Raw genomic sequence first — 25,168 nt, 5'->3', positions numbered from 1 at the left:
AGGGCGGAAAAGAGAGGGTAGCAGCAATGAAAAAGATCATGAAGGCATTGATGGCCGGCGCAATCGGAACCACCGTGGCGCTTTCGGCGGCCCAAGCAATGGCCGCAGACAAACTGACGCTGCAGCTGAAATGGGTGGCTCAGGGCCAGTTCGGCGGATATTTCGTCGCCAAGGACAAGGGGTTCTACGAGGAAGAAGGCCTCGACGTCACGATCAAGCCGGGCGGCCCGGATATCGCACCGGAACAGGTGATTGCCGGCGGCGGCGCAGATGTCATCGTCGACTGGATGGGCGGCGCACTGGTCGCCCGTGAAAAGGGCGTACCGCTGATCAACATCGCCCAGCCGTTCCAGAAGTCCGGCCTCGAACTGATCTGCCCCAAGGACGGCCCGGTAAAGACCGAAGCCGACTTCAAGGGCAAGACGCTCGGCGTCTGGTTCTTCGGCAACGAATATCCGTTCTTCGCCTGGATGAACAAGCTGGGCTTGAAGACCGAAGGCGGCACGGATGGCGTGACCGTGCTGAAACAGAGCTTCGACGTGCAGCCGCTCGTACAGAAACAGGCAAACTGTATCTCGGTCATGACCTATAACGAATATTGGCAGGCAATCGATGCCGGTTTCAAGGCGAACGACCTTGTCGTCTTCAACTACACGGCGCTCGGCAACGATCTCCTGGAAGACGGGCTTTATGTCCTCGATACCAAGCTGAAGGACGAAAAGTTCAAGGAGAACATGGTTAAGTTCGTCCGTGCCTCGATGAAGGGCTGGAAATACGCCATCGACAATCCGGATGAAGCCGCCGAGATCGTGATGGAAAATGGCGGCCAGGACGAAAACCACCAGAAACGGATGATGGGCGAAGTCGCCAAGCTGATCGGCGATGGCAAGCTCGACATGGCGACTTACGAACGCACGGTGAAGGCGCTGACCGACCAGAAGATCATCAGCAAGGCCCCGGAAGGGGCCTACACGGCCGATATCACCAGCGCAGCCCTGAAATAATGATGAAATCATGCTGAAATAATCCAGCAACAAAAGTCTCTGATACTTCTTCCTGCCCGGCTTCCTAGTCGGGCATTTTTTTGCCATCAGGACATGTCAACCCGTCACTGCCTGCATGGATTGATCGCCTGAGAATGAACACGTAAAGGTAGCTGCCGAAGCCGACGCCGACTTTTTTCGGTTGAACCAGAAAGAAGTGTCGGATGAAGCTTTGGTCCCGCGTCATACAGGGAGGAAGTATGACTCGAGGGATGCCGATGGTCGGCGCATGCCCGTTCCTCCAAACAGTGGATTTGCCGCATGCCGCATAGCTTGTCGAAATCGATCCCCGCCCTCGTTCTGCTGCTTTCCTCCGTCGCAGCCTCACCGCTTGCGGCACAGCAAACCGGCCAGCCTGCCGCCGCGGAAGCAAAGCTCCCGTCGATCATCGTGACCGAGGCCTTGAAGAAATCGCTGACAGACCGGATCATCGCAACCGGCACCATACGTCCCATAGACGAGATCTACGTGCAGCCGCTTGTCGAGGGCCTCTCGGTGAAGACGATCAATGTTGATGTCTCCGACGAGGTCGAAGCCAACGCGGTTCTGGCCACCCTGAACGACGATGCGTTGCTGCTCCAGAAGAGCCAGTATCAGGCAAACAAGGCCAAGGCCGAAGCATCGGTCGCGCAATACCAGGCTCAGGTGATCGAGGCCGAAGCAAACCTCGATGACGCAGTCAAACAACGCGACCGCACGAAAAAGCTCAACGAGAGCGGCACGAGCACGGTCTCTCAGCTTGAACAGGCGAATGCCCAGGTCGATGTCGCACGCGCCCGGCTGAATGCCGCCCGCCAGGCGGTGACGGTGGGAGAAGCCGATGTCCACGTCATTGACGCCCAGCTTGCCGATGTCGAACTGCAGCTCGCCCGCACCGGCGTAAAGGCGCCCGTTGCCGGTGTCATCTCGGCAAAGAATGCCAAGGTCGGCGCCATCGCGTCCGGCAACGGCGATCCGCTTTTCACCATCATCAAGGACGGCGCGATCGAGCTGGTTGCCGACATCTCCGAATCCGACATTCAGAAGGTCAAACTCGGTCAGAAGGCACTGGTGACCGTCGCCGGCGGCCAGCGGGAGATCGAGGGCCGTGTGCGGCTGGTCTCCCCGACTGTCGACCAGACAACCAGGCTCGGCCTCGTCCATATCGAGATCGACCCCGATAGCGGCGCGCGCGCCGGCATGTATGGGCGCGCGGCAATCGTCGTGAATCAGGCAGATACGCTCGCCCTTCCGCTCTCCGCCGTAACGACAGGCCGCGAAGGGTCCTTTGCCCGCAAGGTGGAAGGCGGCGTCGTCAAGCAGGTCAAGATCGACATCGGCTTCCAGGACGGCGGCTTCATTCAGGTCTTGAACGGCCTGCAGCCCGGCGATGTCGTCGTCGCCAAGGCCGGCGCTTTCGTCCGAGACGGCGATCATATTGCACCGGTTCCGGAAAAGGCGGCAGCCACCAAGGGCACGGAGGCTTCGCAATGAACTTTTCCGCCTGGTCTATCCGCAACCCGATCGCTCCCCTGCTTGCCTTCGGCCTGCTGCTCTATGTCGGCCTGCAATCCTTCTTCGCCCTGCCGATCACCCGTTTCCCGAATATCGACGTTCCCGTCGTCTCTGTGACGGTGGTTCAGAGCGGCGCATCACCGGCTGAACTCGAAATGCAGGTGACGAAGGAGATCGAGGACGCCGTCGCATCGATCAGCGGCATCGACGAGATTCAGTCGACCGTGACCGACGGCCAGTCGCTCACGACGATCGTCTTCCGCATCGAAAAGCCCACAGAAGAGGCGGTGCAGGACACCAAGGACCAGATCGACAAGATCCGCAGCGACCTGCCTGCCGGCATCGAGGAACCGATCGTCACCAAGGTCGATGTCGAAGGACAGGCGATCCAGACCTTCGCCGTCTCCTCGCCCAACATGACGCTGGAGGAGCTGTCCTGGTTCGTCGACGACACGATCACCCGCGACCTTCAGGGCAAGCCCGGTATCGGTCGTATCGACCGCTACGGCGGCGCGGACCGAGAAGTGCGCGTCGCCCTCAACCCGGCAAAGCTCGACGCCTACGGCATCACCGCGGCAGACGTGAATACGCAGATCAAGGGCACCAATGTCGATCTCGGCTCGGGCCGGGGCCAGGTCGCCGGCAACGAGCAGACGATCCGCACGCTCGGCGACGCTCGCAATGTCCAGCAACTTGCCGATACCAACATCGCGCTCTCGAACGGCCGCTTCGTAAAACTCTCAGAACTCGGGCGGGTGACCGATACCTATGAGGAGCAGAAATCCTTCTCGCGCTTCAACGGCACGCCGTCGGTCACCTTCGCCGTCTTCCGCGCCAAGGGTGCAAGCGAAGTCTCGGTGGCGGAAACCGTTGCCGAAGGCCTGGACGGCATCCGCAAGGCGCATCCAGATGTCACGATCGAGATGGTCGATGACTCTGTCTACTTCACCTATGGCAATTACGAGGCGGCGCTACACACGCTGATGGAAGGTTCGATCCTCGCCGTTATCGTTGTCTTCCTGTTCCTGCGCAATTGGCGCGCGACGCTGATCGCAGCCGTCGCTCTCCCCTTGTCGGCCATCCCGACTTTCTGGATCATGCACATGATGGGGTTCTCGCTGAACCTCGTCTCGTTCCTCGCTCTGACATTGGCAACCGGTATCCTCGTCGATGATGCGATCGTCGAGATCGAGAACATTGCCCGCCATATCAAGATGGGCAAAACGCCCTATCGGGCGGCGCTTGAGGCGGCCGATGAAATCGGCCTTGCGGTGATCGCCACCAGCTTCACCATCATCGCGGTCTTCGTGCCGGTTTCCTTCATGCCTGGCATTCCGGGCCAGTATTTCATCCAGTTCGGCCTGACCGTCGCCTTCTCGGTATTCTTCTCGCTCGCGGTGGCGCGCCTGATAACCCCGCTGATGGCCGCCTATCTGATGCGCGCCGAGGACGGGCGCGAGGACGATCACCACGACAATGACGGCAGGCTGATGAAGGCCTATACCCGCATTGTCACCGCCACGACCCGCAAATGGTACTGGCGCTATGCGACGCTTCTCGGCGCCATCGCCTTCCTCGCCGGCTCGCTGGCACTTTTGAGCAAGGTGCCGGGCAGTTTCCTGCCGCCGGATGACAGTTCCCGCGTGGTCCTATCTCTCGAACTGCCGCCGACCGCAACGCTCGAAGAGACGGATGCGGTCTCCACCAGCGTCTATGATGCTGTGAAGGATATAGATGGCGTCGAAAGCGTCTTCACGCTGGGCGGCGCCTCGCCCAAGGGCGATCTCGAACTGCGCCGGGCAACCGTCCGCATCATCCTGCAGAATATCGACCATTCGCTGGTAAAGACCTTGGTCAACAAAGGCCTGGGCTCTCTCCCGCTGATCGGCGACCTGTTGCCGAAACTGCCCGAACGCGGCCGCACGCGCGCGCAATGGGATGTGGAGAAGGATATCTTCGCCGCCGTACGCTCGATCCCCGACGTACGTATCTCCAAGGTCAACGACCGGGCCGAACGCGAACTTTCGTTCAACTTCCTCTCTTCGAACGAGGAAGACCTGAACAATGCCGTGAGCCTGTTGGAATCCAGGCTACGAGCCTCGCCGATCCTGGTCAACGTCTCGTCGGAAGGCGCCCTGCCCCGTCCCGAACTGCAGATCCGTCCGCGCATGGCAGAAGCCTCCCGCCTCGGCATCACCCCGCAGCAGATCTCCGAAACCGTACGCGTCGCAACGATTGGCGATATCGACGCCAACCTCGCAAAAATCTCGCTCGACAGCCGCCAGATCCCGATCCGCGTGCAGACATCGCTCGACACGCGCCGCGACCTGCAGTCGATCCGCAATCTCAAGGTCAAGACATCGTCCGGCACGATGGTGCCGCTCTACAGCGTTGCCGATATCGACTATTCGGAAGGTCCAAGCTCAATCAAGCGTAACGACCGCAACCGCGTCGTGGCGATCGGCTCCGACGTTCCCTTCGGCACGGCGCTCGACACCTCGACCGCCGAGTTCAAGCGGATCGTCGACGAGACTGAGCTACCGCCGACAGTGCGTCTGGCGGAAAGCGGTGACGCCAAGGTCCAGGCCGAAATGACGCAAAGCTTCGGCAATGCGATGCTGATGGGCCTGATGCTGGTCCTCGTCGTCCTGATCCTGTTGTTCAAGGATGTCATCCAGCCTTTCACCATCCTATTCTCCCTGCCGCTCGCCATCGGCGGCGTGGCAGTGGCGCTGATCGCGACACAGAATGCGCTCTCCATGCCCGTCCTCATCGGCATCCTGATGCTGATGGGCATCGTCACGAAGAACGCCATCCTGCTCGTCGATTTCGCCATCGAGATGAAACGGCACGGGCTGGAGCGGGTTCACGCAATGGTCGAGGCCGGCCGCAAGCGCGCAAGGCCGATCATCATGACCTCGATCGCCATGTCGGCCGGCATGCTGCCATCCGCCATGGGGGTCGGCGAAGGCGGCTCCTTCCGTGCTCCCATGGCGATCGCCGTCATCGGCGGCATCATCGTCTCGACGGTGCTTTCGCTGCTCGTCGTACCCTCCTTCTTCCTCATCATGGACGATCTGTCGCGCCTGCTCGGCAAGCTCTTCGGCCGCTTCGTCGGAAAGAAGGAAGAAGAGGATTTGATGTCGTCGGAAGAAGTCGCCCACCATACCCGACAAAATCGTCGCAGCCTTTCGGAGTTGGAAGAACGGCTAAACCGCTTGGAAAACAATGAGAAAACAACAGTTTCCGGCTCCCACTCAGGAGCACAGGCAGGCCAACGTGTGCTTCGGTTGCCACCTATGGCAGCCGAATGACGCCTGATGGAGGCAATCTCCCCGGTCCGATTGTCAGACAACGCTCCGAATTGCGTGATTGATTGATCAGTATCAAATCCCTCTCTGCCTCACACGCTATCCTGCTTCTCAAGGATTTGGCAGTGTTCGCAAAAAAGGGAAGAGATAGCGAGATGAACAGCAGTCTGAAACTCAGCAATCGAGACCGGGCAGTGCTCATGAAGGCACCGTTTCTGGCAGGGCTGGGCAACAGTGCCCTTGTCCGGCTGATGTCCATGATGACGATCAGCACGCTTCCGGCCCGCAAATTCGTGATGCGCGAAGGCGAAACAGCCGACGCCTTCTATTGCGTTCTCAACGGTTATGTCCGGCTCTTCCGGCTGAGCCGTGAAGGTCGCGAAGCCGACATCATGGTCTGCGCCCCGGGCGACACATTTGCAGAGCATCTTCTGTTCAGCGAAAACGTTTATCTTTGCAACGCCCAGACGGCCGAGCCGGCAACGCTCGCCCGCTTCGACATGCAGGCCGTGCGTGACCTTGCCCAGCAGGATCCAGAAATAGCCAAGGCACTGATTGCTGCCATATCCCGGCATCTCGTCGGTACGATGGATTGCATCGCCAACGACCGTCTTTTCACCGCACCGCAGCGGGTCGCCAACTACATCCTCAGCCGCTGCCCGGTTGACGGAGGCTCCGCCTCGATCCGCCTGCCATTCCAGAAGAGCCTGCTTGCCGGCATGCTCGGCCTTGCGCCGGAAGCGCTCTCCCGCGCCTTCTCCAGCCTGCGCCGCGTCGGCGTGACAGTCAGGGGACGTATCATCCAGGTCGGAGACGTTCAGGCGCTCAGAAATATCTGAAGCATAAAACATTGAGCAGTTTCGCGTTTCGAAGAAAGGCGGAATTGCTACAGGCTCGAAGGCGCGCGAGACGACGCAGCCTTCGCAGCGGCCTGTTGCCACAGGGGTGTCCGGCGACAGGCGAGGCCGGCGGGTCATTAGACCGCCGGCCTTTTTCTTTTCCGGTTATAGGCCGGCTTTAAAGTCCGCCCTGAACCTTCAGGAACTCCACGATATGGCCTACCCCCTCGCCGCGTTTCAGGTCGGTGAAGACATGAGGCTTCATTTCCCGCATGCGGCTGGCATCCCGGTCCATCACGTCCATGTCGACGCCGACATAAGGCGCCAGATCTTTCTTGTTGATCACCAGCAGATCAGATCGGGTAATGCCAGGCCCGCCTTTGCGCGGTATTTCCTCACCCTGACAAGTGGAGATGACATAGATCGTGATGTCCGCCAGATCCGGAGAGAAGGTAGCTGCGAGATTGTCTCCGCCAGACTCGATGAACACGACATCCAAATCCGGAAAACGTTCGTTGAGACCCGCAATCGCCTGGAGATTGATCGTCGCGTCTTCGCGGATCGCCGTGTGCGGACAACCACCTGTCTCGACGCCCACGATACGATCCGAGGAAAGCGCCTGCATCCGCACCAGCGCATCGGCATCTTCTTTGGTGTAAATATCGTTGGTAACGACCGCGACGGAGAATTCGTCCCGCATCGCCTTACAGAGTTTTTCCGTCAAATGCGTCTTGCCGGATCCGACCGGCCCACCGATGCCGACACGAAGGGGACCGTTTGCCGATTTCATGAAATGTCCTTTCGGTATGATGAGATGACAATAATGCCGCGGGAAATCAGCGCAATCGGAAAGTGGATGCCCCACCTGCGGCGTCATCAGTCGGCAGCCACGAGCGGCCGGGTATCACAAAAGTAAACATTCAACGCAGATTTGTGAATTAAGTATATCCCTAGATACCTGTAGAAAACTCATTACACAAATTGTGGTAGCGAGATAAGACCGTCATAATACGTATTGTAGTTGCAATTTAATATCGCATGCTGAGACCTTACCTGAACTGGGAAACGGGGAAATCAGAATGGATTATCAAACGACTGCATCCACATCTGAAGTATTGGAAAAACAACACGACTGCCACAAGGCGGCAGAGGCCGCTCTTTCCAGCATGTTGAAAATGCTGGAATCCTACGGCTTTGACAGAACTGAGGTTGTCCTGTCGCTGGCAGACGCGATTGACGACCAGATCCTTCTCATCGCACACGACGCCTGAACTAAACTGCCCAACGACAATGCAATTCCGGCATTTCAGGATCGAAAAAGCCGGGAATGCTGCGTTTCGTGACGAAGAGACGCTATTTCGGCCTGTACGGCCGCGCCACCCAAATCTTCGAGGCCGGTTGAAGCCGCTCTGAGCGAAAGATCTTCTATCCGGGCTTCGAGCCTCGCAATGATCGCAACCCCTTCCGCCTGACCGGCAACGCTTAGCCGGATTCCGGCCGAAACGGCTTGCGATACGGCTGCGTGAAGGAATGCGGCAAGCGCCGGCGCAGAAGGCAGGCCATGACCTGCAGCCACGGCTCCGACGGCCACGGGAAATGGCACATTGGCCGGAAGCCGTTCGAAGACCGGATGCGGCCATGCCGAAGCTGCAGCAATGAAAGCCTTTCCAAGTGACAGCGTCTCGTTGAAGCGCTCGGCCGAACCCGCCAGCGCCAGCCCGAGAGCCGCTACCTCTGAAAGCGGGCCTTGTTTATCGGCCTGGCGCCATGCTTCGCAGAACAGCACGGCATCGTTCCACAGCGAACCATGCTGAAGCACCGTCGACAGCCAGTCCTCAAGACCCCGGGCATTTCTGACCAGCCTATCTTCGACAGCACGCTCCAGCCCGCCGGACCAGGCGAAGCCGCCAATCGGAAAGGCCGGCGAAAGCCAGGCCATCAGCCGCAGCAAGGCCCTCGTGTCCACTGCTCTGCTAATCTTCGCCTCTGTCGCCGGGTCGCTCGGCCGCGGATGCTCTGTCACGATATGCGATCAGTCATGATGATGATGGTCGTGACCATGGGAATGCCCATCATCATGCGAATGGCTGCCATGGGAACCATGCGAGTGATAGGCGCCGCGAGCCGGCTGGAACGGTTCCTCGACATCGCTGACGCTGGCGCCCAGCCCCTGCAGCATGGAGCGGATCACATGATCGCGCAGGATTAGGATACGGCCTTCCTCGATCTGGGCGGAAAGATGCCGATTACCGAGATGCCATGCGAGTTCGATCAGATGCAGCGTGTCGCGCGCCTTGACTTCGAAAAGCTTTTCCGGTGCCGCCTGTACTTCCACCGTGTCACCGTTGTCGAGCACCAGACGGTCGCCGTTATGGAAAAGAACGGCTTCCTTGAGATCGAGCATCACCATATCGCCATTCGAAAGATGCAGCAGTTTGCGGCGCAGGTGACGCAGATCGTGCGGCAGGCTGACGGTGTCAATCGGCGGGTCGGAAATTTCGCCGGCAGGGCGATAGGAATGGATGTGCTGCATGATGGATAACCCGTTGAAATGCAAACTCTTGACGCATGTCTACCGAAAGTGGTCACAGGTGTTGGGAGACATGTGCAAAAGACATCATTGCCAAAGCCGGCCTGCCGCACAAGGCTTAGTTGGGGCTGGACAACAAAAAGCCCGGCGCGAGACCGGGCTTCCTATTGGCAGAAGTCTATCGCCGCTTATTCGGCTGCGATCTTCATCGCCTTGAGATTTTCAAGAATGTTCTGCGGCGAGGACGCACCATAGGGATCGCTCTCGCAATTGTCGGAATAACCTTCTTCTTCGAACCACTGCTCGACGACGCCGTCGTTGACGATCGCGCCATAACGCCACGAGCGCATGCCGAAGCCAAGATTATCCTTGGCAACCAGCATGCCCATCTTGCGGGTGAATTCGCCCGAACCGTCCGGAATGACGGTGACGTTTTCAAGATTCTGGCTCTTGGCCCATGCATTCATGACGAAAGCATCGTTGACCGACATGCAGTAGATCGCGTCGATGCCTTCAGCCTGGAAATCGGAAAACAGCTTTTCGAAATCGGGAAGCTGGTAGGTCGAGCAGGTCGGCGTAAATGCGCCCGGCAGCGAGAAGAGCACTACGCGCTTTCCGGCGAAATAATCGTCCGAGGTAACGTCCTGCCAACGGAAGGGGTTCGGGCCGCCAACGGCCTCGTCGCGTACGCGGGTGCGGAAAGTGACTTGCGGAACCTTTTTGCCCAGCATCAATGCCTCCATGAGAATGAATATTCGCCCCGGTAAGAGGCAGATGCACTCCCTTAACCGCATTTCTCTTGCGATGCAGCAAAGTCAGGCGAAAATTGACGCAACGCAAACCTGCTATTCACAGAAAGCAGGGCTTGGAGCGAGTAAACCAGATCGCCAAGGGTGAACTTTGTTTTCAGTTGAAGAGTCTCAGAGACAGACCCAGCGTCTGCGGCAACGGGTTCCACCAGCCTGTGCGAATGCCCGCGGAACGAAGCGCCTAGGCTGTCCAGGTATTGCAGCCGAGGAGCGCGTTGAAAGAGCCATGAGCCTCGAAGAACTGGTCATAAACTCCGTAGCCTGCATCGGGAATGGCCACGATCTCACCGCGATCCCTTACAAAACTGGCTTTGATGAAGTTCGAGAGAGTTTGAAATTCTGCCGGTGGCAGATTGAAGGAGCGTATAGCCGGATGCGTTTCATCCATGCTCCCTGCCACGTCCACATGCATTACCGAGCGATCAATGGTCAGCGCCCGAAACACCGGCATCGGCTTCAGGTCACTCCAGGTCGGTGTCTCAAGATAAAATGCGCGACCTCCCCAGCCGAATACCAGCCACTGCGCGACCGGATCAGCAATCGGAATGCCGGACGCTTCGAGAAACGCGTAGTCGGCACGTGTTTCCTCGTCGAGAGGAATGGCGATATCCGTATGAATGGGATTGGAGAGCAACAGAATGCGCCGGGTTTCGGCAGAGGAACCTGATCGGTCCAGTGCAGACAGCGGCCGCGGCACGAATGTGCCCGCAGCCGCCGCGAACACAACAACGGCGACGACAGCTATCGATATTCGGAGGATAAATCTCATGCCGAACAACTCAAAGGGCCTTGCGGAAATACACCACCCGCTCCGTCTCGGCAAAACCCCAACTCTCATGCGCATGACGGGATGCGAGATTGTCAATCTCGGCATCCGAGCAGAGTTCGACAAAGCCTTCCGCCGCACAATCCGCCGAAATCCGCTCGATCAGCAAACGCCCAATCTTTTGCTGCCGATGCTCCGGCACAATCCAGATCCCCTCCAGAAACGGCACTGGAGATTGCGTGCTGCCATTGGCGTAACGCCGAATGGAGACTTCGGCAAAGCCGATCCCCTGCCCCTGTTCGTCAACCGCAAGATAACCCCGCAAAACACCGTCAGACAGAGCGGCAGCAATCTCGGCTCGATGCCCTTCAACCAGTCCATCCGGCCATAATGCGTGTCGCAGCCAGGCCCACTCGGCAATGTCGGCGGCAGCGCATCCCCGGATGGAGAGGCTCATTCCATCTCCCTTCAGAACAGGAAATACCGCTGCGCCATCGGCAGTACCGTTGCCGGTTTGCAGGTGAGCAACTCGCCGTCGGCGCGAACCTCATAAGTTTCCGGATCGACTTCCACATGCGGCGTTGCCGAATTGTGGATCATCGACGCCTTGCCGATGCCGCCGCGCACGTTCTTCACCGCAACCAGCTTCTTGGCGACGCCAAGCCGCTGTGCCAGACCGCCATCGAGCGAGGCCTGCGAAACGAAAGTGACCGATGAATTGGTCCTGAGCTTGCCATAGGCCGCAAACATCGGCCGGTAATGCATCGGCTGCGGCGTCGGGATCGAAGCATTCGGATCGCCCATCGGCGCAGCGGCAATCGAACCGCCGAGCAGCACCATTTCCGGCTTCACGCCGAAGAAGGCCGGGCTCCACAGCACGAGGTCGGCGCGTTTTCCCACTTCGACCGAACCGATCTCGTGGGACACACCATGCGCGATCGCCGGGTTGATCGTGTATTTGGCAATGTAGCGCTTGACCCGGAAATTGTCGTTGTCGCCGGTCTCGTCCTTCAAAGGACCCCGCTGCCGCTTCATCTTGTCTGCCGTCTGCCAAGTGCGGATCGCGACTTCGCCGACGCGACCCATGGCCTGGCTGTCGGAAGAGATGATCGAGAAGGCGCCGATATCGTGCAGAATGTCTTCCGCCGCGATCGTCTCCTTGCGGATACGGCTTTCGGCAAAGGCGATGTCTTCGGGAATAGACGGCGACAGGTGATGGCAAACCATCAGCATGTCGAGATGCTCGGCCAGCGTGTTGACCGTATAGGGCCGCGTGGGGTTGGTCGAAGACGGAATGACGTTCGGATTGCCGCAGACCTTGATGATATCGGGCGCATGCCCACCGCCCGCCCCTTCCGTATGGAAGGCATGGATCGTGCGGCCCTTGATGGCGGCGACCGTGTCTTCGACAAAGCCACTTTCGTTCAGTGTATCGGTATGGATCATCACCTGCACGTCGAACGCGTCTGCCACGGTCAGGCAGTTGTCGATCGCAGCCGGTGTCGTGCCCCAGTCCTCATGCAGTTTCAGCGACGAAGCACCCGCGAGGATCATTTCTTCGAGCGGTGCCGGAAGCGAGGCATTGCCCTTGCCGGCAAGCGCGAGGTTCATCGGGAAGGCGTCAAAACTTTCGATCATCCGCTCGATATGCCACGCACCGGTGCAGGTGGTGGCGAGCGTTCCATGCGCCGGGCCTGAACCGCCACCAAGCATGGTGGTGACACCGCTCATCAGCGCCTCTTCGATCTGCTGCGGGCAGATATAGTGGATATGGGCATCCATGCCACCGGCCGTCAGGATCTTGCCTTCGCCGGCGATCGCTTCCGTCGACGGGCCGACGATGATCGTCACGCCCGGCTGCGTATCCGGATTACCAGCCTTGCCGATCGCGTGGATACGGCCGTTCTTCAAGCCCACATCGGCCTTATAGATGCCGCTATGATCGACGATCAGCGCATTGGTGATGACGGTATCGACCGCCCCTTCGGCGCGTGTCGCCTGGCTCTGCCCCATGCCGTCGCGGATGACCTTGCCGCCACCGAATTTCACCTCTTCGCCATAGATGGTGAAATCGCGCTCCACCTCGATGAACAATTCGGTATCGGCAAGCCGCACCTTGTCGCCGGCGGTCGGACCGAACATCGAGGCATAAGCGGCGCGGGACATCTTGTAGGACATGAATTACCTCAATCCTTCGGGCAATATGAGTTCGGACAATTTCACCTGGATGGCGACGAGCCATTCCAAAAATTACAGCATGTTATTGACAAGCGCCTTAAGCTCGGCCGTACGCTTGCGCGTCAGATCGGCCTCGCAACTGGAGACAAGCATCGGCTCCATCGAGCCGCCGCGCGCCTGAAACCCGACGGAAGCACATTGGGCGTCGCGATAGGAGAGCCAGGCGCGCTGCGCCTTGATCAAAGCCTCTTCACCGCCCTTCAGCTCAGTGGAAACCCCGGCATCCCGCTCCTTCAGCGTCTTGCGTGTCACTTGGTACTGCGCGTTCAACGCCGTATCCGCATCGGCCAGATCGAGGCCGGCGCAGATCGTCATATCCGCCTGGGTCTGCGGCTCCTTGCAATCCGGTCGCGGCTGTTGCGCGGATGTCGGTGCATCGAGAAGAAGCACGCATCCACACAGCAACGGCAAGAGGGCGAGTTTCAGCATCGGCTCAGGCCGCAGCCCCGTCATAGTGATGCGACGTCAAAGCCCGTGGATTGACGCTTTCCAGGCAGTTGACGTTGATCGCCACCATGGGGGAACCATCCTTCGGCGAGTCCCCATAGGCAAAACTCTCGATGCCGCAGGTCTTGCAGAACAGATGCTGCAGCTTCTTCGTGTTGAACCTGTATTCGGTAAGGCTCCCCTCGCCCGACGTCAGCGAAAATGCACCACGTGGCGCGAAGGCGAGAACAATGCCCAGTCGCTGGCAGCGCGAGCAGTTACAGGTGACCGTCTGGTCGAGATCCGCCTCGACTTCGTAGGAAACCGCGCCGCACTGGCAGCTGCCGAGATAATGTTTGGTCGCCATGTCAGAGTCCTCCCATGATCTTCTGCTGGAAACCATAGACCCGTCGCGCACCCGAAAGCGGGATCAGCGTGACGGATCGGGTCTGGCCCGGCTCGAAGCGCACAGCGGTTCCAGCAGGTATATCGAGCCGCATGCCGCGCGCCTTGTCGCGATCGAAGGATAGACCATTATTGGTCTCGAAGAAATGATAGTGGCTGCCGACCTGCACCGGTCGGTCACCAGTATTGGAAACTTCGATGGATATCGTCGGCGCGCCGGCATTGAGCTCGATTTCGCCTTTTGCGGCAATGACTTCACCAGGAATCATGAATCAGCTCCTCAGGCTGTTAAAGCGGTTTGGGGGATACAACCCTCCGCCTTCAAGACACGCACCGTCGATGCGGGGTTACGAACCAGTGCCGCCGCCGGACGGATCGGTCGCCTCACCAGTTCGCCCGAGCAGTTCGGGCAGATCCCACCAAGCACATCCGCCGCGCAATCCGCACAGAATGTGCACTCGAACGTGCAGATCATCGCCTCGCAGCTGTCGGGATTAAGATCCTTGTCGCAGCATTCGCAGTTGGGGCGTAGTTCCAGTGCCATGGCTAGGCTCCTCAGCGGATCGGTTCGTGCACGGTCACCAGCTTGGTGCCGTCCGGAAAGGTCGCCTCCACCTGCACGTCATGGATCATTTCCGGAATGCCTTCCATCACCTGATCGCGGGAGATGACATGCGCGCCGGCCTCCATCAGGTCCGCAACCGAACGGCCGTCACGGGCACCCTCGACGACATAGTCCGTGATCAGCGCGATCGCTTCGGGATAGTTGAGCTTGACGCCGCGCTCCAGGCGGCGACGGGCAACCATTGCCGCCATGGAAATCAGCAGCTTGTCTTTTTCGCGTGGGGTCAGGTTCATGGAAATCCCGCAATCGACTTCGGATAGGGCAAATCAGATATGCCAGACTTTCGGCACTGGCGCGCCGTTACGCAATACGGAAATTGCCGGTACCAGGATTTTTCTCAAATCGAAGCCCGTGGGTGCGGCGATCCGCGCGATCAGTTTGCCGTTCCAGTAACTCGCACCACCGGCATTGCCGATGCACTCCCTCAACTTGGGCAGCATGGATTCGCTCAAAGGCCCCGTATGGAAAAGTGTGGCGAAGGCGACCTGGCCGGAAAGCACGGCCGCGGCCTGCGCCATTTGCGCAATCTCGCCTTCGAAGCGCATCTCTTCGGCGTGGATCAACTGAGCATTGCGGCGCACCCGCCAGCGATCGCGGAAAAATCCGTTGGCGACCGCCTCGCCCATCGCGCGGCGCCCCAGAAGCACAGCTTCGACGGCGAGAAATTCAGCGCTTTCGGCAAGATCGACATCGAGGCGGCGACTGAGTGACGCCCGGTCGAACAGGATGGTCTCCTGCGGAAGCCAATGAACGGAGGCATTGTCGCCAACAGTGATATGAGTGGAAACCGAGGCAGTGCCGGATGACGCCTTGTAGATCTTCTCGTTCGCCTGGGTGGTGACCGAAAGCCTGGTGGAAGCCGCAGCGGCGACGGACCAATCGATCACGTCGCCGCCCGTCAGTCCCCCTGACGTATTGATGAGAATCGCCTCCATTTCAGGCGAAAAGGTTTCCGGAAGGCGAATTTTTGCGCAGCCTTCCTGGAAGAACTCGTCGAGCCGTGTACGGCCGTCAAAAGCCTTGGTTACAAGGCGCCCTGAACCCCTTGCCCGTTGCGGCGCATAGTGTTCGACTGAGGAATGCTGCACGATGTACCTTCGAGTTCCGCCTGTGTTGCGCAGTCAGAAGCAATGGCTGTGCCAGACTTCATGGACGCAGTCGACTTTGCAGGCGTTGCAGTCGCAACGACATCCGTCGTGTCGGCCTTGCCGAAGAAGTCCCACATCCGGAAAGCGGGATCAACATTGGCGTCGAAGGCGGGCTGCTTGGCCGGCACCACGGCCGCAACCTTGGTCACGCTCGCAGCACCATCCTTGGCGGCAGCCATGACGGCTTCCTTGGCAGCAAGCGGCTTCGGCCAGTCATGCGTGCCCTTTTCGAAGACGTAAGTTGCAATCCGCGCGCCGTTCTTGCAGGTCCCGTACATCGTATAGGTCACGCCATCGACGGTTTTAGGGTCGCCATTGCCCTTGCAGCCGTCGAGATCATTCCAGCGCTGGATCGCCGTGTTGAAACCATATTGCCAATAGGCGGAACCGCCACCCGCATAGGGGTTCTGTGCATCCTTTTCGCCGGCGAAGGCGACGATGGAGATAGGCTTGGCCGGATTGCAATTGGCCTTGTCCGGCCCCCATTTGCCATCAACCTCGACCGGTCGGCCGGCACGCAGCGAATTGACGAAACCGGCACCGGCAAAATCATCCTGTCCCGAGCAGACATAAGCCGACAGCATGCGCCCGCCGCCGGAATAACCGGAAGCAAAGATGCGGTTGGCATCGACGCAGAAATCTTCCTTCACCTCATCGACGGCGTCATCGATGAAGGCGATCTCGTCGAGACCGCCCTGCGCGCCGGTCGGAATGATGGCCTTGCTCACCTGCACGAAAGGCACGTTCCAGGCATAGGTCCCCGGCACCTTGCCAGGGAGGCTGCCCTGCAGCGCGACTGCAATGAAACCGTTCTTCTCGGCGACCTTGTCCCAGGACGATCGGTTCAGCTGCCCATCCGGATTGCTGTTGCTGCCGTGAAAATCGAACACGACGGCAACCTTGTCGCGGCCGGTATAGGAAGACGGAACATAATAGACGGCCTGACGGTCAACACCGTCGCTCTCGATCGTCATCGCATGGCGACCCGGCGCCATCGGCTGACCACAAGCAGCGAAAACTGAGCCTGCAGCCAAGAAAAACGCTCCGGTCGCGACGAAGCGAACAAGAGCGGAGCGGGAACGGTGACCAGGAATGCATGCAAAGACCATCAGCGCCTCATCATGGGGTGCGGGTTGTCAACGATGTTCGGAGATGTCGTTCATCTGCGGTTCATCTAACACACCTGTTGAAGCATTGATATGCCTTGGATCAAAGTAAGCAATGCAAACATTCACCATTAAACTGTTAGATGCCGCCTTGCTTCTGCCGTATCCAAGGTTTCGGCAGGGCCTTCATGCACGATCTCGCCGCGATCCATGATGTAGACTTGGTCGGCAAGCTCGCGGCAGAAGTCCAGATACTGCTCGACAAGCAGGATCGCCATGCCGGTTGAATCCCGCAGATAACGGATCGCCCGGCCGATATCCTTGATGATCGATGGCTGGATGCCTTCGGTGGGCTCGTCGAGAACGAGGATTTTCGGTCGCGTGACCATGGCCCGGCCGATCGCCAGCTGCTGCTGCTGTCCGCCTGACAGGTCGCCGCCTCGGCGGCCAAGCATGGTTTTGAGCACCGGAAACAGCGAGAAGATCTCGTCGGGAATATATCGATCCTTGCGCGCCAGCGGCGCATAACCGCTCTGCAGGTTTTCCTGAACGGTCAGAAGCGGAAATATCTCGCGCCCTTGCGGTACATAACCGATACCGTGTTTGGCCCGGGAATAAGGCGCAAGCCCGTTCAGCACTTCCCCCTGAAAGCTGATCGTGCCGCCGGAGACCGGATGCTGGCCGGTGACGGCGCGCAAGAGCGAGGATTTGCCGACGCCGTTACGGCCGAGCACGCAGGTGATCTTGCCCATTTCGGCATTGACGGAGACCCCGCGAAGGGCTTGCGCTGCGCCATAGTGGAGATTGACGTTGTTGACTGTCAGCATGGGGAGCCTCCCTGTTTGCTCAGGAGGATGGCATTACCCCCCTCTGCCCTGCCGGGCATCTCCCCCACAAGGAGGGAGATCGGAGGAAGGCGACCACTCGCCCCCCTTTGAAGGTCGAGTGGAGGCGAGACATCATCCCGCGATGAAATCGAAACCGGAAGAGATGCGTGCTTGAGGCAGAAGGATCGCTCCCAGCCGATCTCCCCCCTTGTGGGGGAGATGGCCGGCGGGCCAGAGGGGGGTATCAAGACCACTGCGCTCTCCATCACCGCCCCAGATAATTCTCGATCACCTTCGGATCGCTGGAGACGAAATCGATCGAACCTTCCGCCAGAACCGAACCTTCCGCCAGACACGTCACCTTCACCCCGAGATCGCGGATGAAGCTCATGTCGTGCTCGACCACGACGACCGAGCGGGTCTTGGCGATCTCGCGCAACAGGATTGCCGTCTCGGCTGTTTCTGCATCCGTCATGCCGGCCACCGGCTCGTCGACGAGAAGCAGCTTCGGCTCCTGGGCCAGCAGCATGCCGATCTCCAGCCACTGTTTCTGACCGTGGGAAAGATTGGCAGCATATTCGTGGGCGCGATGGGTCAGGCGGATCGTCGAGAGGATTTCCTCGATCCGCGCCTTGTCGTCGGCGCTCAGCGTGTAGAACAGCGTGGCAAACACGCCGCGGGAACGGTTGAGCGCCAGCTCCAGATTGTCCCAGACCGTATGGCTTTCGAACACCGTCGGCTTCTGAAACTTGCGGCCGATGCCGAGCTGGGCGATGTCGGCTTCGTCCTTTTTCGTCAGGTCGATCGTATCCTCGAAGATCACCTTACCCGTATCCGGTCGGGTCTTGCCGGTGATGATATCCATCATCGTCGTTTTGCCCGCGCCGTTTGGGCCGATGATGGCGCGAAGCTCGCCCGGCTCAACCACCAGCGACAGCGAGTTGATCGCCTTGAACCCGTCGAAGGAGACGGAAACGTCTTCGAGATAGAGCAGGCTTTTGCTTCTGGTTTCGGCAATCGTGTTCATCGTCTCACTCCGCTGCCTGAGCCTGTTGCGTGACCGGCGCAGCGCCGGCATTCCTGCCCTTTTCCGCATCTGCCGCAGCCTTCATCGCCTTGCGGGCGTTCCAGCCATGCTGGATAGTGCCGACAATGCCTTTAGGCAGGAACAGCGTGACGGCGATGAACAGCCCACCAAGAGCAAACAGCCAGAATTCAGGGAATGCGCCGGTAAAATAGCTCTTGCCCGCATTGACGAGGATCGCGCCGATGATCGGGCCGATCAGGGTCCCGCGGCCGCCGACAGCCGTCCAGACGACCACTTCGATCGAGTTGGCAGGCGCAAATTCGCCCGGATTGATGATGCCGACCTGCGGCACGAACAGCGCACCGGCAATGCCGGCGAACATGGCCGAGACGACGAAGGTGAACAGCTTGATGTTCTCGACGCGGAAACCGAGAAAGCGCACCCGGCTTTCCGCATCGCGCACACCGACCAGAACCTTGCCGAATTTCGACCGTGTTATGGCCGAGGCGACGATCAGGCAGAGCGCCAGCATGATCGCCGACATGGCGAAGAGCACGGCCCGCGTACCGCCCGCCTGCACCTGGAAGCCAAGGATATCCTTGAAGTCGGTCAGGCCGTTATTACCGCCGAAACCCATGTCGTTGCGGAAGAAGGCGAGCATGAGGGCATAGGTCATCGCCTGGGTGATGATAGACAGATAGACGCCGTTGACGCGGGAGCGGAAGGCGAACCAGCCGAAAACGAAGGCGAGCAGGCCCGGAACGACAAGGACCATCAGCATGGCGAAGGGGAACATGTCGAACCCGTACCAGAACCACGGCAACTCCTTCCAGTTGAGGAAGACCATGAAATCCGGCAGGTCGGGATTGCCATAAGTGCCGCGCGAACCGATCTGGCGCATCAGATACATGCCCATCGCATACCCGCCGAGCGCGAAGAATGCGCCGTGGCCGAGCGAGAGGATGCCGCAATAGCCCCAGACGAGATCGAGCGCGAGCGCCAGGAGCGCGTAGCAGAGATACTTGCCCATCAGCGCCATGGCATAGGTCGGGATATGCAGCGCGCTGTCCGGTGCGGTCAGCAGGTTGAGCGCCGGCACGATGATGGCGACGGCGAGAAGAATACCGACGGTGACGACGATCCTGCCTTCGAGTGCACGAAGAATGAAGCCGGAGATCATGCTTCCACCGCCCTTCCCTTGAGCGCGAACAGGCCGCGCGGACGTTTCTGGATGAAGAGGATGATGAGGACGAGCACGAGGATTTTTCCGAGCACGGCCCCGACGGACGGTTCGAGGAACTTGTTGAGGATGCCGAGCGACAGTGCGCCGACCAGCGTACCCCAGAGATTGCCCACCCCGCCGAAGACCACGACCATGAAACTGTCGATGATGTAGCTCTGGCCGAGGTTCGGCGAGACGTTGTCGATCTGGGAAAGCGCCACGCCGGCAATGCCCGCGATACCCGAACCAAGAGCGAAGGTCAGCGCATCGACCCAGGGCGTGCGAATGCCCATCGACGACGCCATCCGGCGGTTCTGGGTGACGGCGCGCATGTTGAGGCCGTAGGCCGTCTTCTTCATCACGAAGAGCAGCGCGAAGAAGATCGTCAACGAGAAAACGATGATCCACATGCGATTATAGGTGATCGTCATGCCGCCGAGCGGAAAGGAACCGGACATCCACGACGGATTGCCGACTTCCTGGTTGGTCGGACCGAAGATCGTGCGGATCGCCTGCTGCAGAATGAGTGACACGCCCCAGGTGGCGAGCAGCGTTTCAAGCGGCCGACCGTAAAGGAAGCGGATGACACCGCGCTCGATGACGAAACCGACAAGGCCGGTGACGAGGAAGGCGACGGGCAGCGCGATTGCCAGCGACCAGTCGAACAGGCTGGGCGCGTTCTCGCGGATCACTTCCTGCACCATGAAAGTGGAATAGGCGCCGAGCATGACCATCTCGCCATGCGCCATGTTGATGATGCCCATCACGCCGAAGGTGATGGCAAGGCCGATGGCGGCCAGCAGCAGAACCGAGCCGAGCGACATGCCGTACCAGACATTCTGGGCGAGGTTCCAGAGTTGCTGTGCGTTCTGGATCGAGGCGATCGCCTTGTCGAGATCCGGCTTGAGGCTGGGATCGATGGATGAAGAAACGGAATTCAGCACACCTAGGCCGCTCGCACCGAGGCCGGAAATCGTTTCGATTGCCGCGCGCTTTTCATCGATCGAGCGATCGGAGGAAAGAAGCGACACGGCACGCGCCTCTTCCATGCGCGCCTTCACTTCGCCATCTGTCTCCTTGGCAAGTGCGGCCTCGACGAGTTCGAGAGCTTCGGCACTTGGCGAACGCAAGATCGCATCGGCGGCGGAAAGGCGCGCACCACGATCCGGGCTCATCAGCGTCAGGCCGCCGAGAGCCGCGCGGATAGCGCGGCGCAGATTGTTGTTGACCTTGATTTTGGTGACCGCGCCTTTTGCCACCTGGCCGGCGCTCTCACCGGTAACCGGGTCGATCAGCTCAAGCTGAGAACCGGCAGATTTGGCGGAAAAGACTGCCTTGTCGGACTTGCGGAAATAAAGGTCACCCTCGGAAAAGGCATTCAGCGCCGGCACCACGCGCGGATCCCCGGTCGCAGCGATTTGCCCGACAAGCGTTTCCGCCTGGTTGAAATTGGCGTCCGCCAGCTGGTCAAACAGCGGCTTGGGGTCGCTGCCTTGCGCGAAGGATGTCGCCGCGGATGCAAGGACCAGAAAGATCAGTGTGATGAAACGGATAAGCATGTGTCTGTCCCCCGGATGGCGTGGCGGGGGCGTCTTCCCCCTCTGGCCTGCCGGCCATCTCCCCCACAAGGGGGGAGAAAACTCGCGGCATCCGCCCCGGCTCAGGTCAACTGCGGCGGGGCGGCTAGGTTAAGCCCTCCCCCTTGTGGGGAGGGTTGGGAGGGGTCTTTGCCCCGAGCGGTGAGAGATCAGCTACCCTTGCCGCCGCATTTGCCGGTGGCGACGTTGAAGTTGCCGCAAGACATCGGCTTGCGCCAATCGGAGATCAGGTCCTTCGAGTCCGGCAGGTAATCAGACCACTCGTCGCCAACGACGGCAGGCGTTTCCTGCACGATGTCGAACTGGCCGTCGGCCTGGATTTCACCGATCAGCACCGGCTTGGTGATGTGGTGGTTCGGCATGACGGTGGAGGTGCCGCCCGAAAGGTTCGGCACGGCGACGCCGATGATCGAGTCGAGAACTTCGTCGGTGTCGGTCGTGCCGGCAGCCTCGACGGCCTTTACCCAGGCGTTGAAGCCGATATAGGCTGCTTCCATCGGGTCGTTGGTCACGCGCTTGTCGTTCTTGGTATAGGCATGCCAGGTCTTGATGAACTCGGCATTGACCGGCGCATCGACGGACTGGAAGTAGTTCCAGGCGGCAAGGTGGCCGACAAGCGGTGTCGTGTCGAGACCGGCAAGCTCTTCTTCACCGACGGAGAAGGCGACGACCGGGATGTCTTCAGCCTTGATGCCCTGGTTGCCGAGTTCCTTGTAGAACGGCACGTTGGCGTCGCCGTTGATGGTCGAGACGACGGCGGTCTTCTTGCCGGCCGAGCCAAATTTCTTGATGTCGGAGACGATCGTCTGCCAGTCGGAATGACCGAACGGCGTGTAGTTGACCATGATGTCCTCTTCCTTGACGCCCTTGGACATCAGGTAGGCCTTCAGGATCTTGTTGGTCGTCTGCGGATAGACATAGTCGGTGCCGGCGAGAACCCAGCGCTCCACGCCTTCGGTCGAAGCGAGGTAATCGACGGCCGGGATTGCCTGCTGGTTCGGAGCAGCACCGGTGTAGAAGATGTTGCGCGAGGATTCTTCACCCTCGTACTGGACCGGGTAGAAGAGGATCGAGTTCAGCTCTTCAAAGACCGGCAGCACCGATTTGCGCGAAGACGAGGTCCAGCAACCGAAGACGGCGGCAACCTTGTCCTGGGAGATCAGCTGACGGGCTTTTTCGGCAAACAGCGGCCAGTCGGAGGCCGGATCGACGACAACGGCTTCGAGCTTCTTTCCAAGCACGCCGCCCTTCTTGTTCTGCTCTTCGACGAGCATCAGCATGGCGTCTTTCAGCGTGGTTTCCGAAATCGCCATTGTGCCGGAGAGCGAATGAAGAACGCCGATCTTGATCGTGTCGTCGGCCGCGAATGCGCCGTGGAAGGCCGTGGTGGAAAGTGCGGCAGCCAGCAGCGCTCCGCCCAGTTTCGCCTTGAAGCTCATAGGATCAAACCCCCTCTTTTTTGGTTTGTTGGCACAACGGTGACGTTGACCGTTGCCTGAGGGGACTATCGGGTGCGACAGCCCAAAACCACATACGCAAAATGACGTATGCAGAGGGGGAAAGTGGTAGCAGGTTGCGGCGGGACGTCGATCGCCGCAATCCTTGCGGTCGCGGCGATCGGATCAGTCCGTCCGGTTTACCGGAGCATTACTTGCCAACGGTCAGGATCACATCGTCCGGCGTGTATTCGACATTACCTTCGACGCCATTGATCTCGACCTTCGAGAAGGTTCCGGAAAGCGAGCCTGCCTTGATCAGTTGAATGCTTTCGCCAGCCTTCGGCAGGTTATCCTCGGTCATCCGCAGCACAAGCGAACCGCCGAGTTGTGCCGCCCCCTTGATTACCACGACAGGCTTGCCGCCTTCGACAACCAGCGTCAGCTGGCCCGCATCGGCCTGCCTGAAAGTTCCGCCCAGAAGGACCGGCTGTTGTGCGGCCATGACAACTTCACCGCCGGCGATCTCGAGATTGCCGGTGCCTAGCGCCGACTGCGAAGAGGCAACCAGCAGGCCGGCTTCGACCATGGTGCCGCCACCATAAGTGTTGGTGCCGGACAGGCCCAAGGTGCCATCACCGCGTTTCGTCAGGCCACCCTTGCCGGAAATGTCGTTTTTCCAGGTATCGATCTCGTTGAAGCCACCCTTCCCGGCTGTCATCGTCACCGTGGTCATCGCATCGAATGCGCCATAACCATCGGCGGCAGCAAAAAGGTTGAGGCGGCCATAGCCTTCTTCGTCATCGAGAACGGCAAAGCCGGAACGGATCTCGGTGGTGCGTAACACGTCACGGCGCTGATCGGCGTCGAGATAAGGCAAGCGCGTTTCGAGCAGCACCTCCGCCCCCTCTGGCACGCGGGCCGGCTGGTCGATCGGATGGATTGCCGGCAGGCCGTAGGTCGTCGTCTTTTCGATCAGGGCGGCATTGACGGCGCGATCCGCGAAGCGATCACTGGATACCGGCTGTGACTGGGCGAACCGTGCCAATTCGCTTGCGCTTTCCACACCGACCTTTGCGCTCAGCCAGGTTTGTGCCTGATCATAAGCCTGCTTTTTCAGATCCGCATTCTGCGACCTGTTGAGATTGTAGGTGACCTGCGCCGTTGCCAGCACCCGGCCGCCGATCACATCGAAGGGCGAATGCATGCCGGCGATGATACGATTGTCGCCCATGACCGCGGCCCGCGTAAGCATTTCCTGGTAACGCTGCGGCACGAGATAGGCCATCGCAATCGCGTCGCGCCAGGCTTCTGCCGTATGGCCGCTCGGGAAACCGCCATCTTCGGCCGGCTTTTGGCTTTTGGCCGGCTCCAGCGTCGGCAGCACCACGACATCGTTGCTCCAGCGATAGGGGCGAGCATATTTGAAATAACGTTTAGCGGGCTCCGTCGAAGCTTCTTCGCTTGCCATGTTGATGAAATCGACAGCCAGGCCGAGATCGGGATTGGCCGCAGTCTTGGCCTTCTCGTCAGGCTTGCTTCCCAGGCCGCGATTGTTGCCATCGTCATCATGCTTGACCGTGGTCGCGTCTGCGGCGACATCGGTAATCGTCGTCGTCTGCCTGGCGCCCTCTCTCCAGGCTTCGGCCAGGGGACCGAGGCCATCGACAATGCTGGCGTTCTTGCCGCGGCGATCATCGAGATACGCGGCAAATGCTTGTTCGGCGGTGCGGCCGCGCGTGATTTTCACCACATAATCGATATTGGCCCTGTGCAGCGGCTGATTGACAATCGTACCGTCGGTGGCGCTGTACGGAATGCCATCCCAGTCAGACTTGCTAATTGCAGGGCAATTATCCTTCGCAGGCGCTTCCACCCCTGCATCGACAAAAGCCGAACGCGGTGTCCAGACTTCGAGAAAACCGGATAGAACATGGACAGCGGCATTCGTGTCCTTGGTCGCAAAACAGGCATCGCCGCGCTTGTTGCTGGCGCCTGTATCCACATAGGGTGCCGCTCGTGTTTCCGCCAAAACTATGGATGGCGAAAGGAGCAGCACGGTGAGAAGCGCCGTTGCACCGCGAAACCTGATCGAAACAGACACTGTAAAACCTCTAAAAAACATGAAGGGATATCAGCTAACTAGCGCGACTTTGTGACATGTATGTTGCGGCAACATGGCTTTCACCGGTTCAATTCCATCGCCATATCGAGATAGGTGTATCACCGGATGCAAGTTCGGCGGGGTGTTTGTTAGAGATCTGCCGACCACTGTATTCCGCCGCTCCGCATTTCTTCATGTCCAGAATTTAAAGATG

Annotated in this window: 24 protein-coding genes and 1 pseudogene; 5 read left to right on the top strand and 20 right to left on the bottom strand. The window is 59.5% G+C overall.

What is annotated here, in order from left to right; all coding sequences use genetic code 11:
* Nucleotides 1-26 precede the first annotated feature (26 nt).
* From MRBLMR1_RS03285 to MRBLMR1_RS03270, 4 genes are all read left to right on the top strand, one after another.
* Entirely contained in the window at nucleotides 27-1,004 is a 978-nt protein-coding gene (locus MRBLMR1_RS03285; RefSeq protein ID WP_148145788.1) for an ABC transporter substrate-binding protein, read from the top strand.
* A gap of 300 nt (nucleotides 1,005-1,304) precedes the next feature.
* Nucleotides 1,305-2,516, top strand: coding sequence for an efflux RND transporter periplasmic adaptor subunit (locus tag MRBLMR1_RS03280; protein ID WP_148145789.1), 1,212 nt, complete (start codon nucleotides 1,305-1,307; stop codon nucleotides 2,514-2,516).
* Nucleotides 2,513-5,851 carry an efflux RND transporter permease subunit gene (locus tag MRBLMR1_RS03275; protein WP_148145790.1) on the top strand — a complete coding sequence of 1,113 codons (3,339 nt, stop codon included), beginning with the start codon at nucleotides 2,513-2,515 and terminating at the stop codon, nucleotides 5,849-5,851. Before MRBLMR1_RS03280 ends, MRBLMR1_RS03275 begins: the two co-directional genes overlap by 4 nt.
* 152 nt (nucleotides 5,852-6,003) lie before the next feature.
* Nucleotides 6,004-6,687, top strand: a complete 684-nt coding sequence (locus tag MRBLMR1_RS03270) for a Crp/Fnr family transcriptional regulator (protein WP_148145791.1) — start codon at nucleotides 6,004-6,006, stop codon at nucleotides 6,685-6,687.
* 178 nt (nucleotides 6,688-6,865) lie between these two features.
* Here the strand turns inward: MRBLMR1_RS03270 and ureG are convergent, their stop codons facing one another.
* Nucleotides 6,866-7,477 (bottom strand): urease accessory protein UreG, encoded by a 612-nt coding sequence (ureG, locus tag MRBLMR1_RS03265; protein WP_148145792.1) that lies wholly within the window; start codon nucleotides 7,475-7,477, stop codon nucleotides 6,866-6,868.
* Nucleotides 7,478-7,766: 289 nt separating this feature from the next.
* On the opposite strand from ureG, the gene MRBLMR1_RS03260 reads away from it, so the two are divergent.
* Nucleotides 7,767-7,958: a hypothetical protein gene (locus MRBLMR1_RS03260; protein ID WP_148145793.1), complete on the top strand. Its 192-nt coding sequence runs from the start codon at nucleotides 7,767-7,769 to the stop codon at nucleotides 7,956-7,958.
* Between the two features lie 35 nt (nucleotides 7,959-7,993).
* Here the strand turns inward: MRBLMR1_RS03260 and MRBLMR1_RS03255 are convergent, their stop codons facing one another.
* The 19 genes and pseudogenes from MRBLMR1_RS03255 to MRBLMR1_RS03165 form a co-directional block, all read right to left on the bottom strand.
* Nucleotides 7,994-8,665, bottom strand: a complete 672-nt coding sequence (locus MRBLMR1_RS03255; protein WP_500064031.1) for an urease accessory protein UreF — start codon at nucleotides 8,663-8,665, stop codon at nucleotides 7,994-7,996.
* Between the two features lie 54 nt (nucleotides 8,666-8,719).
* A complete protein-coding gene (gene ureE, locus MRBLMR1_RS03250) occupies nucleotides 8,720-9,220 on the bottom strand; it encodes an urease accessory protein UreE (RefSeq protein ID WP_148145794.1) in 501 nt (166 codons plus the stop codon).
* A 185-nt stretch (nucleotides 9,221-9,405) separates the two neighbouring features.
* Nucleotides 9,406-9,948, bottom strand: a complete 543-nt coding sequence (locus MRBLMR1_RS03245; RefSeq protein ID WP_148145795.1) for a peroxiredoxin — start codon at nucleotides 9,946-9,948, stop codon at nucleotides 9,406-9,408.
* 175 nt (nucleotides 9,949-10,123) lie between these two features.
* Nucleotides 10,124-10,795, bottom strand: a pseudogene (locus MRBLMR1_RS03240) (TIGR02117 family protein).
* A 10-nt stretch (nucleotides 10,796-10,805) separates the two neighbouring features.
* Nucleotides 10,806-11,249: a GNAT family N-acetyltransferase gene (locus MRBLMR1_RS03235; RefSeq protein WP_148145796.1), complete on the bottom strand. Its 444-nt coding sequence runs from the start codon at nucleotides 11,247-11,249 to the stop codon at nucleotides 10,806-10,808.
* A gap of 11 nt (nucleotides 11,250-11,260) precedes the next feature.
* Nucleotides 11,261-12,970, bottom strand: coding sequence for an urease subunit alpha (gene ureC / locus MRBLMR1_RS03230; RefSeq protein ID WP_148145797.1), 1,710 nt, complete (start codon nucleotides 12,968-12,970; stop codon nucleotides 11,261-11,263).
* A 72-nt stretch (nucleotides 12,971-13,042) separates the two neighbouring features.
* Nucleotides 13,043-13,459, bottom strand: coding sequence for a lysozyme inhibitor LprI family protein (locus MRBLMR1_RS03225; protein ID WP_148145798.1), 417 nt, complete (start codon nucleotides 13,457-13,459; stop codon nucleotides 13,043-13,045).
* A gap of 4 nt (nucleotides 13,460-13,463) precedes the next feature.
* A complete protein-coding gene (locus MRBLMR1_RS03220) occupies nucleotides 13,464-13,823 on the bottom strand; it encodes a GFA family protein (RefSeq protein WP_148145799.1) in 360 nt (119 codons plus the stop codon).
* A 1-nt stretch (nucleotide 13,824) separates the two neighbouring features.
* A complete protein-coding gene (locus MRBLMR1_RS03215) occupies nucleotides 13,825-14,130 on the bottom strand; it encodes an urease subunit beta (RefSeq protein ID WP_148145800.1) in 306 nt (101 codons plus the stop codon).
* 11 nt (nucleotides 14,131-14,141) lie between these two features.
* Nucleotides 14,142-14,405, bottom strand: a complete 264-nt coding sequence (locus tag MRBLMR1_RS03210) for a DUF1272 domain-containing protein (RefSeq protein ID WP_148145801.1) — start codon at nucleotides 14,403-14,405, stop codon at nucleotides 14,142-14,144.
* 11 nt (nucleotides 14,406-14,416) lie between these two features.
* Nucleotides 14,417-14,719 carry an urease subunit gamma gene (locus MRBLMR1_RS03205; protein ID WP_112454072.1) on the bottom strand — a complete coding sequence of 101 codons (303 nt, stop codon included), beginning with the start codon at nucleotides 14,717-14,719 and terminating at the stop codon, nucleotides 14,417-14,419.
* A 33-nt stretch (nucleotides 14,720-14,752) separates the two neighbouring features.
* Nucleotides 14,753-15,574 (bottom strand): urease accessory protein UreD, encoded by an 822-nt coding sequence (locus MRBLMR1_RS03200; protein ID WP_148145802.1) that lies wholly within the window; start codon nucleotides 15,572-15,574, stop codon nucleotides 14,753-14,755.
* A complete protein-coding gene (locus tag MRBLMR1_RS03195; RefSeq protein ID WP_148145803.1) occupies nucleotides 15,511-16,668 on the bottom strand; it encodes an alpha/beta hydrolase family protein in 1,158 nt (385 codons plus the stop codon). The genes MRBLMR1_RS03200 and MRBLMR1_RS03195 overlap by 64 nt, the downstream gene beginning before the upstream one ends.
* Before the next feature lie 203 nt (nucleotides 16,669-16,871).
* Nucleotides 16,872-17,567, bottom strand: a complete 696-nt coding sequence (gene urtE, locus MRBLMR1_RS03190) for an urea ABC transporter ATP-binding subunit UrtE (protein WP_148145804.1) — start codon at nucleotides 17,565-17,567, stop codon at nucleotides 16,872-16,874.
* Nucleotides 17,568-17,832: 265 nt separating this feature from the next.
* On the bottom strand, nucleotides 17,833-18,594 hold the full coding sequence (gene urtD / locus MRBLMR1_RS03185) for an urea ABC transporter ATP-binding protein UrtD (RefSeq protein WP_148145805.1): 762 nt from the start codon (nucleotides 18,592-18,594) through the stop codon (nucleotides 17,833-17,835).
* 4 nt (nucleotides 18,595-18,598) lie between these two features.
* Nucleotides 18,599-19,774, bottom strand: a complete 1,176-nt coding sequence (gene urtC, locus MRBLMR1_RS03180; protein WP_148145806.1) for an urea ABC transporter permease subunit UrtC — start codon at nucleotides 19,772-19,774, stop codon at nucleotides 18,599-18,601.
* Nucleotides 19,771-21,375, bottom strand: a complete 1,605-nt coding sequence (gene urtB / locus MRBLMR1_RS03175) for an urea ABC transporter permease subunit UrtB (RefSeq protein ID WP_148145807.1) — start codon at nucleotides 21,373-21,375, stop codon at nucleotides 19,771-19,773. The genes urtC and urtB overlap by 4 nt, the downstream gene beginning before the upstream one ends.
* 188 nt (nucleotides 21,376-21,563) lie before the next feature.
* Complete coding sequence (gene urtA / locus MRBLMR1_RS03170; RefSeq protein ID WP_148145808.1) at nucleotides 21,564-22,853, bottom strand: urea ABC transporter substrate-binding protein; 1,290 nt, start codon at nucleotides 22,851-22,853, stop codon at nucleotides 21,564-21,566.
* A 208-nt stretch (nucleotides 22,854-23,061) separates the two neighbouring features.
* Nucleotides 23,062-24,954, bottom strand: coding sequence for an acid phosphatase (locus MRBLMR1_RS03165; protein WP_500063633.1), 1,893 nt, complete (start codon nucleotides 24,952-24,954; stop codon nucleotides 23,062-23,064).
* Nucleotides 24,955-25,168 lie beyond the last annotated feature (214 nt).

The organism is Neorhizobium sp. LMR1-1-1.1, assembly GCF_040675795.1.
GTDB lineage: Bacteria > Pseudomonadota > Alphaproteobacteria > Rhizobiales > Rhizobiaceae > Neorhizobium > Neorhizobium cellulosilyticum.
The sequence above is the reverse complement of the archived record's forward strand: the minus strand, read 5'-3'. Positions and strand labels throughout refer to the sequence as shown.

Coding starts and splice junctions, on each gene's coding strand:
- ureE (WP_148145794.1), bottom strand. CDS start 9,220: ATGCAGCACATCCATTCCTATCGCCCTGCCGGCGAAATTTCCGACCCG.
- ureG (WP_148145792.1), bottom strand. CDS start 7,477: ATGAAATCGGCAAACGGTCCCCTTCGTGTCGGCATCGGTGGGCCGGTC.
- urtA (WP_148145808.1), bottom strand. CDS start 22,853: ATGAGCTTCAAGGCGAAACTGGGCGGAGCGCTGCTGGCTGCCGCACTT.
- urtB (WP_148145807.1), bottom strand. CDS start 21,375: ATGCTTATCCGTTTCATCACACTGATCTTTCTGGTCCTTGCATCCGCG.
- MRBLMR1_RS03215 (WP_148145800.1), bottom strand. CDS start 14,130: ATGATTCCTGGTGAAGTCATTGCCGCAAAAGGCGAAATCGAGCTCAAT.
- MRBLMR1_RS03220 (WP_148145799.1), bottom strand. CDS start 13,823: ATGGCGACCAAACATTATCTCGGCAGCTGCCAGTGCGGCGCGGTTTCC.
- MRBLMR1_RS03270 (WP_148145791.1), top strand. CDS start 6,004: ATGAACAGCAGTCTGAAACTCAGCAATCGAGACCGGGCAGTGCTCATG.
- MRBLMR1_RS03260 (WP_148145793.1), top strand. CDS start 7,767: ATGGATTATCAAACGACTGCATCCACATCTGAAGTATTGGAAAAACAA.
- urtD (WP_148145805.1), bottom strand. CDS start 18,594: ATGAACACGATTGCCGAAACCAGAAGCAAAAGCCTGCTCTATCTCGAA.
- MRBLMR1_RS03210 (WP_148145801.1), bottom strand. CDS start 14,405: ATGGCACTGGAACTACGCCCCAACTGCGAATGCTGCGACAAGGATCTT.
- urtC (WP_148145806.1), bottom strand. CDS start 19,774: ATGATCTCCGGCTTCATTCTTCGTGCACTCGAAGGCAGGATCGTCGTC.
- MRBLMR1_RS03235 (WP_148145796.1), bottom strand. CDS start 11,249: ATGAGCCTCTCCATCCGGGGATGCGCTGCCGCCGACATTGCCGAGTGG.
- MRBLMR1_RS03245 (WP_148145795.1), bottom strand. CDS start 9,948: ATGCTGGGCAAAAAGGTTCCGCAAGTCACTTTCCGCACCCGCGTACGC.
- MRBLMR1_RS03225 (WP_148145798.1), bottom strand. CDS start 13,459: ATGCTGAAACTCGCCCTCTTGCCGTTGCTGTGTGGATGCGTGCTTCTT.
- urtE (WP_148145804.1), bottom strand. CDS start 17,567: ATGCTGACAGTCAACAACGTCAATCTCCACTATGGCGCAGCGCAAGCC.
- ureC (WP_148145797.1), bottom strand. CDS start 12,970: ATGTCCTACAAGATGTCCCGCGCCGCTTATGCCTCGATGTTCGGTCCG.
- MRBLMR1_RS03275 (WP_148145790.1), top strand. CDS start 2,513: ATGAACTTTTCCGCCTGGTCTATCCGCAACCCGATCGCTCCCCTGCTT.
- MRBLMR1_RS03285 (WP_148145788.1), top strand. CDS start 27: ATGAAAAAGATCATGAAGGCATTGATGGCCGGCGCAATCGGAACCACC.
- MRBLMR1_RS03280 (WP_148145789.1), top strand. CDS start 1,305: ATGCCGCATAGCTTGTCGAAATCGATCCCCGCCCTCGTTCTGCTGCTT.
- MRBLMR1_RS03205 (WP_112454072.1), bottom strand. CDS start 14,719: ATGAACCTGACCCCACGCGAAAAAGACAAGCTGCTGATTTCCATGGCG.